General features: G+C 53.5%; 15 protein-coding genes. 10 read left to right on the top strand and 5 right to left on the bottom strand.

The annotated features are described in order from the left end of the window. Positions 1–15: 15 nt before the first annotated feature. Positions 16–1,347: a PhoH family protein gene (locus XYCOK13_RS04050; RefSeq protein ID WP_213410604.1), complete on the top strand. Its 1,332-nt coding sequence runs from the start codon at positions 16–18 to the stop codon at positions 1,345–1,347. A 112-nt stretch (positions 1,348–1,459) separates the two neighbouring features. Here the strand turns inward: XYCOK13_RS04050 and XYCOK13_RS04045 are convergent, their stop codons facing one another. Next, entirely contained in the window at positions 1,460–1,951 is a 492-nt protein-coding gene (locus XYCOK13_RS04045) for a hypothetical protein (protein ID WP_213410603.1), read from the bottom strand. 90 nt (positions 1,952–2,041) lie between these two features. On the opposite strand from XYCOK13_RS04045, the gene XYCOK13_RS04040 reads away from it, so the two are divergent. Beyond that, on the top strand, positions 2,042–3,334 hold the full coding sequence (locus tag XYCOK13_RS04040; RefSeq protein WP_213410602.1) for a type 2 periplasmic-binding domain-containing protein: 1,293 nt from the start codon (positions 2,042–2,044) through the stop codon (positions 3,332–3,334). A gap of 9 nt (positions 3,335–3,343) precedes the next feature. Here the strand turns inward: XYCOK13_RS04040 and XYCOK13_RS04035 are convergent, their stop codons facing one another. The 3 genes from XYCOK13_RS04035 to XYCOK13_RS04025 form a co-directional block, all read right to left on the bottom strand. Further along, on the bottom strand, positions 3,344–4,231 hold the full coding sequence (locus XYCOK13_RS04035) for a hypothetical protein (protein WP_213410601.1): 888 nt from the start codon (positions 4,229–4,231) through the stop codon (positions 3,344–3,346). Positions 4,232–4,275: 44 nt separating this feature from the next. Beyond that, on the bottom strand, positions 4,276–4,446 hold the full coding sequence (locus tag XYCOK13_RS04030; protein WP_213410600.1) for a hypothetical protein: 171 nt from the start codon (positions 4,444–4,446) through the stop codon (positions 4,276–4,278). An 81-nt stretch (positions 4,447–4,527) separates the two neighbouring features. Next, positions 4,528–5,454, bottom strand: a complete 927-nt coding sequence (locus XYCOK13_RS04025; protein WP_213410599.1) for a hypothetical protein — start codon at positions 5,452–5,454, stop codon at positions 4,528–4,530. Positions 5,455–5,550: 96 nt separating this feature from the next. Between XYCOK13_RS04025 and XYCOK13_RS04020 the strand changes: the two genes are divergently transcribed. Further along, complete coding sequence (locus XYCOK13_RS04020; RefSeq protein WP_213410598.1) at positions 5,551–6,669, top strand: class I SAM-dependent methyltransferase; 1,119 nt, start codon at positions 5,551–5,553, stop codon at positions 6,667–6,669. An 80-nt stretch (positions 6,670–6,749) separates the two neighbouring features. Here XYCOK13_RS04020 and XYCOK13_RS04015 read toward each other — a convergent pair whose 3' ends face one another. Continuing rightward, positions 6,750–6,989: a DUF2626 family protein gene (locus XYCOK13_RS04015; protein ID WP_213410597.1), complete on the bottom strand. Its 240-nt coding sequence runs from the start codon at positions 6,987–6,989 to the stop codon at positions 6,750–6,752. A gap of 301 nt (positions 6,990–7,290) precedes the next feature. On the opposite strand from XYCOK13_RS04015, the gene XYCOK13_RS04010 reads away from it, so the two are divergent. The 7 genes from XYCOK13_RS04010 to rsmH all read left to right on the top strand — a co-directional run bounded on the left by XYCOK13_RS04010 (position 7,291) and on the right by rsmH (position 14,643). Further along, positions 7,291–7,902, top strand: a complete 612-nt coding sequence (locus XYCOK13_RS04010) for an RsfA family transcriptional regulator (RefSeq protein WP_213410596.1) — start codon at positions 7,291–7,293, stop codon at positions 7,900–7,902. Positions 7,903–8,049: 147 nt separating this feature from the next. Continuing rightward, entirely contained in the window at positions 8,050–8,991 is a 942-nt protein-coding gene (locus XYCOK13_RS04005) for a ketopantoate reductase family protein (protein ID WP_213410595.1), read from the top strand. Between the two features lie 28 nt (positions 8,992–9,019). Beyond that, a complete protein-coding gene (locus tag XYCOK13_RS04000; protein WP_244864982.1) occupies positions 9,020–9,409 on the top strand; it encodes a DUF3397 domain-containing protein in 390 nt (129 codons plus the stop codon). Between the two features lie 164 nt (positions 9,410–9,573). Next, positions 9,574–11,211 (top strand): bacillithiol biosynthesis cysteine-adding enzyme BshC, encoded by a 1,638-nt coding sequence (gene bshC / locus XYCOK13_RS03995; RefSeq protein WP_213410594.1) that lies wholly within the window; start codon positions 9,574–9,576, stop codon positions 11,209–11,211. 15 nt (positions 11,212–11,226) lie between these two features. Beyond that, entirely contained in the window at positions 11,227–12,489 is a 1,263-nt protein-coding gene (locus XYCOK13_RS03990; RefSeq protein WP_213410593.1) for an adenosylhomocysteinase, read from the top strand. Positions 12,490–13,186: 697 nt separating this feature from the next. Further along, positions 13,187–13,624: a division/cell wall cluster transcriptional repressor MraZ gene (gene mraZ / locus XYCOK13_RS03985; protein WP_213410592.1), complete on the top strand. Its 438-nt coding sequence runs from the start codon at positions 13,187–13,189 to the stop codon at positions 13,622–13,624. Between the two features lie 23 nt (positions 13,625–13,647). Further along, on the top strand, positions 13,648–14,643 hold the full coding sequence (gene rsmH, locus XYCOK13_RS03980; RefSeq protein WP_213410591.1) for a 16S rRNA (cytosine(1402)-N(4))-methyltransferase RsmH: 996 nt from the start codon (positions 13,648–13,650) through the stop codon (positions 14,641–14,643). Positions 14,644–14,650: the final 7 nt, after the last annotated feature.

The following is a 14,650-nucleotide window of genomic DNA, read 5'->3' as shown; positions in this document are numbered from 1 at the left end:
ACGGAGGGACTTGAAATGAAGAAAATTTTTGTTCTGGATACGAATGTGCTTCTGCACGATCCGAATGCTGTATTCGCTTTCGAGGATAATGAGGTCATTATTCCTGCAGTGGTGTTGGAGGAAATTGATAACAAAAAGAGGAATGCCGATGAGCTTGGCCGCAATGCGCGCTATGTTTCCCGATTGATGGACAGTTTTCGGGCGATAGGGCGACTGCATGACGGTGTAACCTTGGACAGCGGGGGCATGGTCAAGGTTGAATTGAATCATAGAAGCTTTATGCGGATGCAGGAGACATTCGCTGAAAGTACGAACGACAACCGGATTCTCGCGGTAGCGCTCAATTACCATGTAGAGCAGCAAGAGAAGGACGAACCGAGACCGGTTGTGCTGGTAAGCAAGGACACCTTGGTGCGCATCAAAGCGGATGTGCTGGGTTTGACCGCGCAGGATTATATGTCGGACCGAATCGTCAGCCATTCAGAGTTGTACACGGGACACTGCACGCTCAGGGTGCACCCTTCTGTCATCGACGATTTTTATTCATACCGGAGTCTTTCCGTCAAAAATTTGCAAGCCGGGATTGAGCTGAACCCGCATGAATTTGTTATCCTGAAGGATGAAATGGGATCGAATAAATCGGCTCTGCTCAAGGTTTCGCAGGATGGCGGCACCCTGGAGCCGCTTCATCTGAGCAATGAGCAAATTTGGGGGATCGGCGCCCGCAACGCACAGCAGCGCATGGCGCTGGAAATGCTCTTGAACGACGATATTTCGCTGGTCACGTTGACGGGAAAAGCAGGAACCGGCAAAACCCTGCTGACGCTCGCGGCGGGATTGATGAAGGTTGAGGATGAGCGTAAATACAAGAAGCTGCTTATTGCCCGGCCAGTCGTACCGATGGGCAAGGATATCGGATATTTGCCCGGTGAGAAGGAGGAGAAGCTGCGGCCGTGGATGCAGCCGATCTACGACAACTTGGAGTTTCTGTTCGATACGAAGAAACCGGGAGACATCGACAAGATACTGGCCGGACTGGGCAGCATTCAGGTAGAGGCGCTCACGTATATCCGCGGCAGATCGATTCCGGGACAGTTCATCATTATTGACGAGGCGCAAAATTTAACGAAGCATGAGGTCAAGACGATTGTCTCGCGGGTCGGCGAGGGGAGCAAGATTGTGCTGCTCGGCGATCCCGAGCAGATCGACCATCCGTATCTCGATTCCGCCAGCAACGGCTTGACGCACACAGTAGAACGCTTCAAGCGCGAGCAAATTAGCGGTCATGTTACCCTTGAGAAGGGCGAGCGCTCGCATCTAGCCCAGCTGGCGGCCGATTTGCTATAAACGAGCTGTCGACGGGACCGTCATCTAACAAACAAAGAAATCGCTTCTTTTTGGAGGGAGTGGGCACCTCCATAAAGGGCGATTTCTTTGTTTGGTTCCAGGTATTGGAGCTTCACGTCAACGCCGGCACAAGCTTGCAGCCATAAGCTTTGGCAATGCCCGTCATCAGATCTTGGTGTTCGGCAGGCACGATCCATATCGGCGATTGCTCCTCGTGCACAGCCGCAAGCAAATACTCGTCGATCTGGAAGCGCGCCTGCGTCCATTCTCCGCCGATAAGCTGAAAGGCATAAATGTGATCCAGGTACAAGTACATTCGCTCAGAGCGGGAGTGAAAGCCGTAATCGTCGGCATAGCGGCCGAACTCGCTGTTTCCGGGCAGTTCGAGCACCTGCATCGCTTCATAAGGAAAGGCGTAGCGATCTACGACCCGGCAAATGTCCTGCAGCTGATGCTCATCCTGGGCGATCAGCAACTCTTTGTCGCGGTCATACAGGCATGCATTGCCGGCCAGCTCCTTCACGAACTGCGCATAATAGCCGGGACGTTTTCCTTGAGGGATTTGTATGTCGATGGCCGGGCGTACATACTCGGCAAGCTTCATGGGCACTCTTCTCCTTCTCTTCAACTTTTCTTTCGCCATTATAGAATAAACGACATTGATTTGCTATGATGAAGGAGGAGGCGAGCGCCTATGTATAAAGGAAAGAGTGTCTGGTTTACCCTGCTGATTGGCATGATCCTGATTACTGTATCAGGCGTATTCTTCAAGGGAACCGAATATTCGAGGCCTCAGGATGGTCCTGCAGGCAGCGGTCCGCCTTCTATTAGTGGTCCGCCTGCGGAAACTCGGAGCGCGGCGTTGCACATTGCCGTTGCCATGCAGGAGGCCGAGTTTGAGGCATTGCAAAAAAAGCATGCCGCCTATGCGGAAAGCCGGCCTCACCATACTTACACATTGGAACGATTGGAGCCCTCGGCGGCATCCATGGAAATTCGGGAACGCACAAGAACTGGAGACATTCCAGATATCGTGCTGCTTCCCAATACCGCGATTATTGAATTTGCTGCCACGGGCTATTTGGCCAAAGTGAAGGAGCAATCACCCGGAGATGGCGATTCTTCTCATGTTTCGCGTGCCGTAGATGCTCAGGTGGAATGGAACGGGATTGCATGGGGAATGCCTGTAGACATAGACCCGTACTTATTCGTCTATCGCGCAGACGAGGGGGAGTGGCCTGAAGGTGCCGCTTATGCGGATGTGGCTGAATGGCTGGAAGCGCGCCGGGCAAGCCACGACTCGCCGGCAGGCGGCGAATGGCTGCTTTTGAGACGCGATCCGATGCTGCTTACAGCGTTAGGAACGCAGCTGTTCCAGCTAAGTCGCCCAGCGGATTCACTGCAGGAAGAAGCAGAGGCATGGGAATGGAAGTTAGGCGGCGGTCAGAGCCTTCCAGTGCGACTCACTGCCGCTCCTTATGCTTCGGTACTTTCGCAGGTTGCCGATGGCCAAGCGATGGTTGCCGCCGCCCCTTTGTCGGCGCTGCATCAATTCGATGGAAGTGCATCGCTGCGGGCAGCTGTTCTGCCCCAGTCTGAGGATGGGTGGTCGGGCGCCTGGCAGCCCGGAAGAAGCTTTGCCGTTTCCTCCAAGTCGGAATATGAACGAGAGGCTTTCGAGTGGGTGAATGCTGTGAACGACGCTTCCCTTCAACTGGCGATAATGGAACAAGGGGGAGGCGCCCCTGTTTCCAACAGCGCTTCCCCCTTATACAGCGGTGCCTCGCCGGTACCGGCTTCTGTCATTTCAGCCGCATTGCAGCGGTTGGAGGCATATCGCTCCGCCCCTTCCTTCTATCACCAACAAACCGCGGTGATTCGGGAACTGGAGCTGCTGCATGATAGCGACCGGCCGGACGCAAGCAGCCTTGCAGAAGCAATTGAGACTATGCAGCGCTCGTTCACGCAAGATGAGCGGAACGATTAAGCGAGCCCCCTAAAACCAAAGGCTGAAATTGATCTGCATTGCAATCGTCAGCTTGCCTGGCTCGATCTGCACAGCTGTGATCGTCACCCCATCCATAAGCTGCTTCGGGTAGAAGCCCAGATGGTAGCGTTCTTCGAGATCTTTGGCGGTTGTGTCTGGCAAAGCAAACCCGTTGTAGGCGAGGCGCTCCAGCAAAAAGCGGATATGATTCTCCGGTTCATTCATCACTACATACTGTCCGCTCATGCTGATCGTGGTGTCGTCTTCCCGGCCGAAAGCCTGGAGCTTCCCATCGCCGAAAGCAAAGCGAAGGTTATCAAACATCGGGTCGAATTCCTGGAGAAACTGATTCAGTTCATCATCTGTCATATAGAAGGAAAACGTGCTGCCCCTGCCCTTGCTCAGGTGGTCCGGGTGAGCCTGGACAAAACTCGGCAACGTTTCCATCGCCTTGGCGAGTGTGCTCATGTAACGATTGAACATTGGCAGTCCGATGCGGTCCCAATCTTCGGTCAGCGCCTCGATCTGCGCCAGAACAGCCTGAGCTTCAGCTTGTTCCGCCAGCCTTTCATCGAGCTCGGCCTGAAGCGCGATGACCCGCTGCCGCTGCTCAAGCAGGGAATGGCGCAGAAACGCCAGCTCCAGCTCCGTTTGCCGGAGCTGTTCGCGCTGCTCATTCAAGGATGCGAGCTCCTGCTGGTGCCGGGTTAATTTTTTGCGGTCGCTTTGGAAGATCGCTTCAGCGAAATCCCAGACCATGAGCAGCTCTTGCAAAGAGCCTGCAGAGAAGAACAGCATCGCTATGGAGTCCCGTTCCCCCATATAATAAGCCCGCAGCACTTCGCCGGATTGTTGGCGAACCTCGGCAACGACTGCTTCCTGCTTCCGGATTTGCACTTGGGTTTCCTGCAGCCTGCTTTGGGTAGCGGATTGCCGTTCCTTCAGACGCTCCAGTTCTCTGTCGATTTCGTGAATCGACAGTCCTTTTCCAGCAGTTCGTGAAGCTCATCGACGGTCGGATCTGCTGCAGCAGGCTGCGGGATGATGGCAGCCGCGATGATGGCTGCAATGGCCATCCATGTGAATAGCTTGGACGAACGTAGAACCGCCAAGTGTTCCCCCTCCTTACACTACAGCGTATCAGTAGAGCGGGTATTTCATGAATGTTTTTTCTTGCTTGGGTCGGCGCCGCTTTACTTGATCAGCGGATAGATGGCATCCAATGATTTGGTAAGGGCAGGTTTGGACTGGAGCCTTTCGATTTCTTCATTGATCCGGTCCCATGTATAATGGAAGGAGATCAGCTGTTCAGCAGCTTCTCCGCTTGGACCATCGACAAGAAACGGAAGGAAAAGCTCGATGGCATAAATATGCCCGTTCGCATCCAGCGTGACGTTCAGATGTCCATCCTTGCTGAATGAGGCGCTGCGGAGATAGTCGCCCAGAGCGACATCACGAAGAAGCGACGCGTCCAGTTCGGCTTCGGTCAGGCGGGACAGCATGCGATCCCACTGGTCAGCGGCGGCATTCAGGACAAGGGGCAGCCGCTCATCGCTGATGGCCATGTGAATAAGGCGGTGTTCCGGGTGCCCGGCTTCTGCTTCCGTTAGCCAGGATACGTCCACACTGGAAGTGATCCCGGCGAGCCATTCAGCGAACACGCCCTGCATCTGGGCGGCGGTCGCGCCAAACTGATCGCCCATCGGAATTTCCATATACTCGTCCGCTTTGTTGATCATTGGCAGATGGAAGTACAAGGTGTTTTCTTCTATTAATATGGGAATGTGGATGGCAGCACCCAAGGCGGCCGGCGTGATCGTCATAGTCGTCTCAAATCGGGCGGCATCCGCATCGCTTGAGCCTTGCCATGCATATTGGCTGTGCAAGAGAGAATACAGGAGCGCGCTTGTTAATGGTTGCTGCTCGGCATCAGCCAAGGGAAGGTCCAACTGCAGTTCAGCTTTGCCGCTCATATGATGAGTCGTTATCGCTTGCTGGTTGTTCCAGGCGGCGTGCAGCTCTTCTGCCAGCTTTTCGCCCTTCGGGGTACAGCCGGTGAGCAGAAGCACTGTGAAAAATAGCAGTATCGTGGGTAGTAGAGCGTTGGGTTTCATAGACATAAGCGCGAAATCTCCTTCATTCTATGGTTGATTCATATTTATGATATTCACCCCTCATTATACCGGGTACATCTGAAAAGGGAAAGGAGACAATATATGAGCAATGATGGAAATCAGCGCGCGGACGCCCGAGAGCAAATCAGGCAGCTCCTTTTGCAAAAACCGGACGGGATCATGGCATTTCAAGAGTATATGGATCTTTGTTTATACGATCCGGAGTTCGGCTATTACATGCGGCCCGGGGAGAAGCTGGGGAAGTCTGGCGATTTTTATACGAGTGCGCATCTGGGTACAATTATGGGGGAAGTGTTGGCCTCTCACTTTGCAGCCGTGGACAAGCAGGCCGGCTGCCCCGAATTGCTCTGTATTGCGGAATGGGGCGGCGGCGATGGGCGAATGGCTGCGGCCATCTTGGAAACGCTGCGAACCGATTATCCGAGCCTGTATGCACGACTTCGCTATATGTCGATAGAGCGCAGTCCGAGTCATCGTGTCCAGCAGGCGCAGCGGCTGCAAGCGCATGCGGACCGATGTGAATGGATATCCGATGCAGAATGGATCAGTCAAGCAAACAAGCCGTTTACGATTGTGCTGGCCAATGAACTGCTGGACGCCTTTCCGGTTCGCCGGCTTCGTGCCGGCGAGCACGGCTATGAAGAAATGTGGGTAGGCTGGGATGAGGAACGGCAAGTTCTTGGAGGCGTCTGGAAGCCGCTGGCCGATCATCGAATCAGGCAAGTGATCGAGGGCTGGGGAATGAACTGGAAGCTGCATCAGCAATTTGAATTTCACGAGAAGGCGCTGGAGTGGGTCAGGTGTGTGGCTGAGACGCTCTCGACGGGATGGATCACCGCTATTGACTATGGCGATGGCCGGGCAGAGCTGTACAGTCCGCATCGAATGAACGGGACGTTCCTTTGCTATCGGCAGCACCAAGCTTATGATGATCCCTTTGCCTGGCCGGGCGAGCAGGATATGACCAGCCATGTGCCATTTGATCAGTGCAGACAGGCGGCCGAGGAGGCCGGGCTTCGAGAGGTAACGGTTGTGACGCAGAAACAATTTCTCGTCGACAACGGCATCTTCGAGAAGCTGCAGTCCCATGCAGGAACGGATCCCTTCAGCGCCGCCGCACGCCGCAACCGCTCCATTCGCCAGCTCTTGCTGAGCGACGGCATGAGCGAACTGTTCAAGGTGATGACAGCACGCAAATGAAGCGACCATAGTACCCCATAAATGGAAAACGGCCTTCCGGTAACAATGCCGGAAGGCCTTATGTGTTTTGGTCGTATTCCTTATGCGAGAAGCGGCTTCATATGGAAGAACGTGTAATACGTAAAGCCCATGAAGCATACTGCCATGTAACCCCAGAAAATCATCATATATGCCTTCTCGGACAAATTCATGTACCCGAGGAACACGAAGACAGCGGTCTGGAAAAAAAACAGCAGCGCCATGGAAGTCATATGACCAGCCAGCGCCATTAAGCCGATGACCAATGTCCAAAAGCCGAGAACGCGATACATTCTTGCCACTAGTGAAATCCCCCTCTCATCTGCACAACATCATCGATTCTATCCATTCACTACGAAACATTATACCTGTTGCATGCGGCACTGTAAACGGTGAGATATGACGAAATCGCAAACTTTTGTGACGATCAGACTAACGCGGTCTCCCCCTAGTTTTTCCGGATGTTCGGGGAATTATGTGCAAGTTGAGGTATGAACGGCCGATTTTTTGGCTATATAAGTACTATAAAATAGATTCTATGAAATCTACTATGCGCATAAAGATAAAGTAAGGTCTACTTATTATGATTGGGAGGTTACAGGTATGACTGCAGTTAGACAGGATGCATGGACAGCAGATGACGATCTGATTTTGGCGGAGGTGACCTTGCGGCATATTCGCGATGGGGGAACTCAGCTCTCCGCATTTGAAGAAGTAGGCGAGAGGATTGGAAGAACTGCGGCAGCATGCGGGTTTCGCTGGAACTCCTGCGTGCGCAAAAAATATGAGGCGGCCATACAAATCGCCAAGGCACAGCGGCAAAAGCGTAATCAGCTTAAACGCCAGACAGGCTCTTCGGAGCTGACCCGTTCCGGAAGCGGTTCGGAAGCAGCAAGAGCCGGAACGAATGCGGAAGAACAGATGTCCATGGATGCGATCATACGTTTCTTGCGTCAGTGGAAAGGAAGCTATCAGGAGAATGAGCGCAAGATCAAGCAGCTGGAGCAGCAGCTTGCAGATAAGGAAGAAGAGCTGAAGAAGCTTCGCGAGGAATACGAGGATATGAAGCAGAACGGCACCTTTAATGAAGATTACAAGGCATTGCTGCAGATTATGGAGCGCGCGCGCAAAATGGCCTTTCTCGCGGAGGAGCAGGAGGAGCAGAAGCCTCGCTTCAAGATGGATGCCAATGGGAACCTCGAAAGAATCGAATAAGCACGAAGCAGAAGACGCACGGGAATACCGGCGTCTTTTTTAGTTTCCGCTCGGGCTGATCTTGTTTTTTCTGGCGCGAGCTTATTTCCATTCGTTCGTTGTTTTTGCTATGTTAGTAGAACAAACACCCGGGAAAGGGGGGAGCATATGCGCGTAATCATAGTTGGCGCAGGCTCTTTAGGCTTGCTTTGGGCGGGGAGATTGCAGGCAGCGGGCAACCGCGTGCTGCTGCTTACCCGCACATCGGAGCAGGCGGAGGTCATTCGGCAGCGTGGCATAACGATCAAGGAAGCAGGCAGCGGCAAGTCTGTCCTTGTCCATGTATCGGCAGAGCCGCTTGCCGGCATGCGGGAGCGGGCGTTGCATCCCGAATGGGTGCTGCTGATGGTCAAGCAGCATCAGCTTGGCGAAGAGATGCTGAGGCAGGTGCGCAATTGCTGCGGCGATCAGACCCGCTGGATCTGCTTTCAGAACGGCATCGGCCACATGGAAAGAGCGGCTGCCATTCTTGGGGAGTCGCTTTATGCAGCTGTAACGACAGAGGCGGCATTGCGTGTCGACGGCTGCCATGTCATCCATACCGGAAGAGGAAAGACCGAGTGGGGAAGGCTGGCTGGCGGTCAGGCGAAGGATGAAGAAAAAAAGCTCGCAGCTTTGTGGAGAAAGGCAGGATTTGCGAACGATGTGTCGAATGATATCGATACAGCGATTTGGAATAAATTGCTGGTAAATGCGTGTATCAATCCGCTAACCGCACTCCTTCACATCCGCAACGGGCAGCTGCTTCAGCTTGCACATGCCAGCGCAATGTTGCGCGAATTGGCCAATGAGGCGTGCCTGCTGGCGCGGATGCTGCAAAAGCCGATCGATTGCGGGCAGTTGTGGGCCAGGCTGGTTCAAGTATGCGAGGCTACAGCGGACAATCAATCCTCTATGCTCCAGGATGTCAGTCTTGGACGAACGACGGAGATTGATGCCATAACGGGCGCCCTGCTCTCAGAGGCCGAGAAGCAACGCCTCGATTTGCCGCTGCATCGCACGGTGTACCGGATGGTCAAGGCGCTGGAGGAAAGGGGCGCATATCGTTGACACGGATGAAAGGCAGGTGGATGGACGAATGATGGAATGGTTGAAGAGCATATATGCACTACTATCTGTACTTCCGTTCTTTACTTTTTTTATCCTTTATTTTATACATCGCATTATTCATCGAAATCAGAAGAAGGCCATCCAGTTTGCTATGGATATATCCACTTTCTTCTTAATTGCATGCGTTTCCGCCATGTATGATATCGTCGTAGCGTCAACTGTGAATGGTTTTGCCCTGATATTGCTGTTTCTGGTTTTGGCATCTGCGCTGATTGGCAATGCGCAGAACAGGCTGAAGGGCAAGGTGGATGCCAAGAGGCTCGTTCGTGTTGTTTGGAGACTGTCGTTCGTCTTGCTTAGCAGCTCTTACTTGCTGTTATTTATTGCGGGATTGATCAAGTTTTACCGAATGGGATAAGAAAGTACGGGGGACGGTTCGCTTGCACGGAGGGCGAAGCCGTTCTTTTTTATGCGGAGTTATAATGATAACTATTAAAAAAGTGTTCCGCGCAAGGCCGAAATCCGGCTTTGACGGTTGGCTGCAGGATGTGTACAATCGAATTGAGAGAGTGAGGGATCGCGATGAGAATGGAGTTGTTTCGATGGCCTGTTCCGTCGACACTATCCGCAGACTACATGTATGAACCGCACAAAACAGCGGAGCGTTTCGAGGTTCGCTACGATCGCGATCAGGATTGGCAGTCTCGTGCCGCATGGTTGGACAGCGCATCGCACCTGAAAGCAGATAAGCTGGCGCTTGCAGAAGCGCTGGAAGCCTATAACCGCAAGGTCGGGAATACCGACCCGCGGGTGGCGAGCCATATAGACAGTTTGAGAGAGGGAGCATTCGTAGTCGTGGGCGGCCAGCAGGCCGGGTTGTTTGGCGGACCGTTGCTCGTCATATACAAGGCGGTAACGATCATTCGCGCTGCCAAGGAAGCGGCGGCAAAGCTGAATCGCACGGTTGTGCCTGTATTTTGGATCGCCGGAGAAGATCATGATTTCGACGAGGTGAACCATACATACGTGACGGAAGGGGAAACCGGCAGTCAGATCAAGAAGATCTCTCTATCCAGGGAAGCCCCTTATGCACAGGCTATGGTTAGCGGGACGCCGATCACTCCGGCGCAATGGAGCCACTGTCTGGATGAGCTCGCCAGACTGCTTCCGGACACTTCCTTCAAGCCCGGCTTGCTGGACAAGGCTCAGGAGCTGACGGCAGGCGCGGGCAGCTTGAGCGAGTCCTTTGCGCGCCTGTTAGCATGGCTGTTCGGGGCTCATGGCTTGATTGTGATGGACGCCGCCGATCCGAGCCTCCGCAAGCTGGAGCAGCCCATGTTTGCCGCTATGCTTACCGGCAATCGTGCTGTTCGGGATGCTGCTCTAACCGGCAAACAGGCTGTAGAACGTCTCGGCTACGAACCCCAAGTTGCATTTGATGCGTCGATGGCTCATTTATTCGCTGTGGACAGACACGGGCGCAGACCGCTATTGGCGAGTGAGGATGGCTTTCAAGTCAAGGGTGAGGCCGGCAAGCGTTCACTTCCAGACATGCTTGCGCGTCTCGAGGAGAAGCCGGAGGACTTCAGCAACAATGTAATGACCCGGCCCGTTATGCAAGAATATTTATTCCCGGTAGTGGCTGCCGTGCTGGGACCCGGGGAAATCGCATATTGGGGCATGTTGAAGGAATTGTTTGCCGTATATGGCATGAAAATGCCGATCATTGTTCCGCGTACAGAAGTGACCGTGATCGATGCTTCGACGTCGAAGCTGATGGCCAAATACGGTCTGGATCTCGACCAGGCGCTGCTGCAACTGGAGGAATCCAGGCAATCTTGGCTGATGGCGAAGAAGCCGGCTGGCTTAAACGATCGGTTTGCCGACACCAAGAAGCATATTTCCCGTCTGTATGACCCGCTGCTCGATGCGCTGTCCGGCATTCATGAAGGAATGCGGCAGCTCGGTCAATCGAACTTGCGCAAGCTGCTGGAACAGGTGGAATATCTGGAGCGGCGCACCGATGCCGAACTAGCAGGCAGACATGCCCGCGCGTTGGGTCAATGGTCCCGCATCGCCGCTCAGCTTCATCCATTGGGCAAAAGGCAGGAAAGGGTGCTGAATGTTTTTGTGTACTTGAACAGCTATGGTTCCGACTTCGTCCATATGTTGGTAGAGCAGCCTCTTCAGCCGGGCGCTCATTATGTCATGTATATATAATAGGAGGGGAAGCATATGACAACTACGGCTAACAGTATTGTGGCCGATATGAAGCTGGCGCCGGAGGGACATCTGAAGATCGATTGGGTAAAGGCGCACATGCCGGTTTTGAACAAAATTCGGGAGCAGTTTGAAAAGGAACAGCCATTCAAGGGACTGAAGGTCGCCATTTCCCTCCATCTGGAAGCGAAAACAGCGTACCTGGCCAAAGTAGTCAAGGCTGGCGGCGCGGAAGTAACGATTACGGGAAGCAATCCGCTGTCAACGCAGGACGATGTTTGTGCAGCGCTGGTAGAGGATGGCATTACTGTGTTCGCCAAGTATAACCCGGACCCTAAAGAATACAAGGAATTTATGATCAAGACACTAGAAACCAAGCCGGACTTAATTATTGATGACGGCGGCGATCTGGTGACCATTCTGCATGCGGAGCGTCAGGATTTGCTGGCGCAGGTGCGTGGCGGGGCTGAAGAAACAACGACCGGCATTCTGAGGCTGAAGGCACTGGAAAAGGACGGTCAGCTGAAATTCCCGATGGTCGCCGTAAATGACGCATTATGCAAATATTTATTCGACAATCGTTACGGCACTGGCCAATCTGTATTCGACGGCATTAATCGCACAACCAATCTGGTTGTCGCTGGCAAAACGGTCGTCGTCGTCGGCTACGGCTGGTGCGGCAAAGGGGTCGCGATGCGGGCGAAGGGACTTGGCGCGCAAGTTGTCGTAACAGAAGTCGATGCGATCAAAGCGGTAGAGGCCTATATGGACGGATTTACTGTGCTGCCGATGAAGGAAGCTGCCAAGGTCGGCGATTATTTCGTAACCGTTACGGGAAATCGCGACGTGATTCGCGGCGAGCACTACGAAGTGATGAAAGGCGGAGCCATACTGTCGAATGCCGGCCATTTCGATATTGAAGTGAACAAGGTAGAGCTCGAGGCGCAATCGGTATCGAAGCGTGTCGTGCGCCGCAACATTGAGGAATACAAGCTGAAGGATGGACGCAAGCTGTATTTGCTCGCAGAAGGACGTCTTGTCAACCTGGCTGCAGGCGATGGACATCCTGCCGAAATTATGGACATGACCTTCGCCCTGCAAGCGATGTCGCTGAAGACTGTGAACGAGCGCTACAAGGAATTCGGCCCGAAAGTGATCAATGTGCCCCATGAAGTCGATGAGCAGGTGGCCCGCTACAAGCTGGAGTCGCTCGGCATCTCGATTGACACGCTCACGGAGGAGCAGCGGACTTATTTGGACAGCTGGGCCGAACACTAAGTCAAACGTATTCGCATGCTTCAGGGAGCGCGCAAGATGCTCTGGTGTACCTGTTCGCATCAACATTAGAAAAGCTGCGCCTGCCGCCCGTATGAACGGTCGGCAGGCGCGGCTTTTTTTTCATGGAATAACCCCTCTGCGTAACCTCCTCTTGCTTATGCGGGATCATTCAGTTCCCTTGCCTCATGGAACAGCTCAAATAACGGGAATAAGTGTGCGTATTTTGCAGATTGCTTGTGCTCAGTTGCAATTAGCGGAGTTTCATGGTCTTATTCACGTCCCGTTCCCATTTACCATGAGCCTGCACCAAGTTTAAGTACATGTTTTCCTCTTTTTTCCTCAGGCTGATCGATCTTCAGGAAGATTAGACCGTTATTTCCCTCTACTTCAATTTCACTCGCCGCAAGGCCAGGTACAGCTTCATGCCACGCGATGTATGGTCAATCTGGTATGTGCTCTATCAGGCATTTCGCCCGCAAGCCCGACATAAGAAAGACGTTTTTCAAGCGGTGAAGGCAAAAGTTTTTCAAATTTTTTTTCACGAAATAGAAGGATTTGTGCAGGTGGTGGCGAATAGTCAAGCGTATGTGGAGGAAAGTGGTGTAAAGTGGGGGGAAAGGGTGGATGATCCCATGAAGATGGGGAATTGCTCAATCAGCCTAGCCCCGCAGCGCATGCGAGAGGAGGAGTCGGGCCAATGTTCATGGGTGAATACCAACATAGTATGGATGAAAAAGGACGCATGATCATTCCCGCCAAATTCCGCGACTCGCTGGGCACCACATTCGTGATGACTAGAGGTTTGGACAACTGTCTATTTATTTATCCGATGGAGGAATGGAAAGTACTGGAACAGAAGCTGAAGTCACTCCCGCTGATGAAGTCAGACGCCCGCGCCTTTACCCGCTTCTTCTTCTCTGGCGCAACCGAATGCGAACTAGACAAGCAGGGAAGGGTAAACATACCAGGAAATTTGCGCGAGCACGCCAAGCTGGAATCTGCTGCTGTCGTGATTGGTGTTTCCAATCGCGTCGAGGTTTGGAGCAAGGAAATTTGGGAGCAGTATGCCGATAATTCGGAGGAATCGTTCAACGAGATTGCCGAGAAGCTGGTGGACTTCGATTTTAACTTCTAATGCGTGAATCGGGAGGCGTAGCAGTGTTTCATCATGTGACTGTGTTGAAGGAGGAAGCCGTTGCCGCTTTGGACATAAAGCCTGACGGCATATATGTAGATTGCACGCTCGGCGGAGCCGGACACAGCGAGCAGATTGCGTCCCGTCTCGGGCCGAACGGTCTGCTGCTTTGCTTGGACCAGGATGACCAGGCGCTTGCCCATGCGGAGCAGCGGCTTGCGCCATACAAGGATCGAGTCAGGCTGATAAAGAGCAATTTTCGCTACCTGCGGGAAGTGCTGGACGAGCAGCAGCTGCCAAGCCGGGACGGCATCCCGCTTGTTAATGGCATTCTATATGATTTGGGTGTTTCTTCACCTCAGCTGGACGAAGCCGAAAGAGGCTTCAGCTACAACCACGATGCCCCGCTGGATATGCGGATGGACCGAACGGAGGCTTTGACTGCGGCGGATGTGGTCAACGAGTGGCCTGAAGAAGAGCTTCGCCGCATCTTGTGGCAATATGGCGAAGAGAAGTTTGCGAAATCGATTGCCCGCCGGATCGTGCAGGCGCGGTCGGAAGGCGCAATCCGCACTACCGGGCAGCTTGCGGAATTGATCAAGCAGGCGATTCCGGCAGCGGCGAGAAGGAGCGGGCCTCATCCGGCCAAGCGCAGCTTCCAGGCGATCCGCATCGCTGTAAATGACGAGTTGGGCGCATTCGAGCAGTCGCTGGAACAAGCGATCACTTGTCTGGATACGGGCGGGAGAGTGGCAGTCATTACTTTTCATTCCCTGGAGGACAGAATTTGCAAGCAAATGTTTGCGAAATTTGTTGAAACGTGCACATGTCCCCCGGATTTTCCCGTATGTGTTTGTCGAAGGGATGGCGTCCTGAAGCTGGTGAACCGGAAGCCATGGACGCCGGATGAGCGGGAGCTGGAGGAAAACCCGCGGGCAAGGTCGGCCAAACTGCGAGCGGCGGAGAAACTGCCGACAAGGCAGGAGCAGGAAATCAAAACTCGGGAGAGGGGTTTTTGACAAGTGG

It is taken from the genome of Xylanibacillus composti (genome assembly GCF_018403685.1).
Lineage (GTDB): Bacteria > Bacillota > Bacilli > Paenibacillales > K13 > Xylanibacillus > Xylanibacillus composti.
Note: the sequence above shows the minus strand (reverse complement) of the source record. Positions and strands in the feature narration are given on the sequence as shown.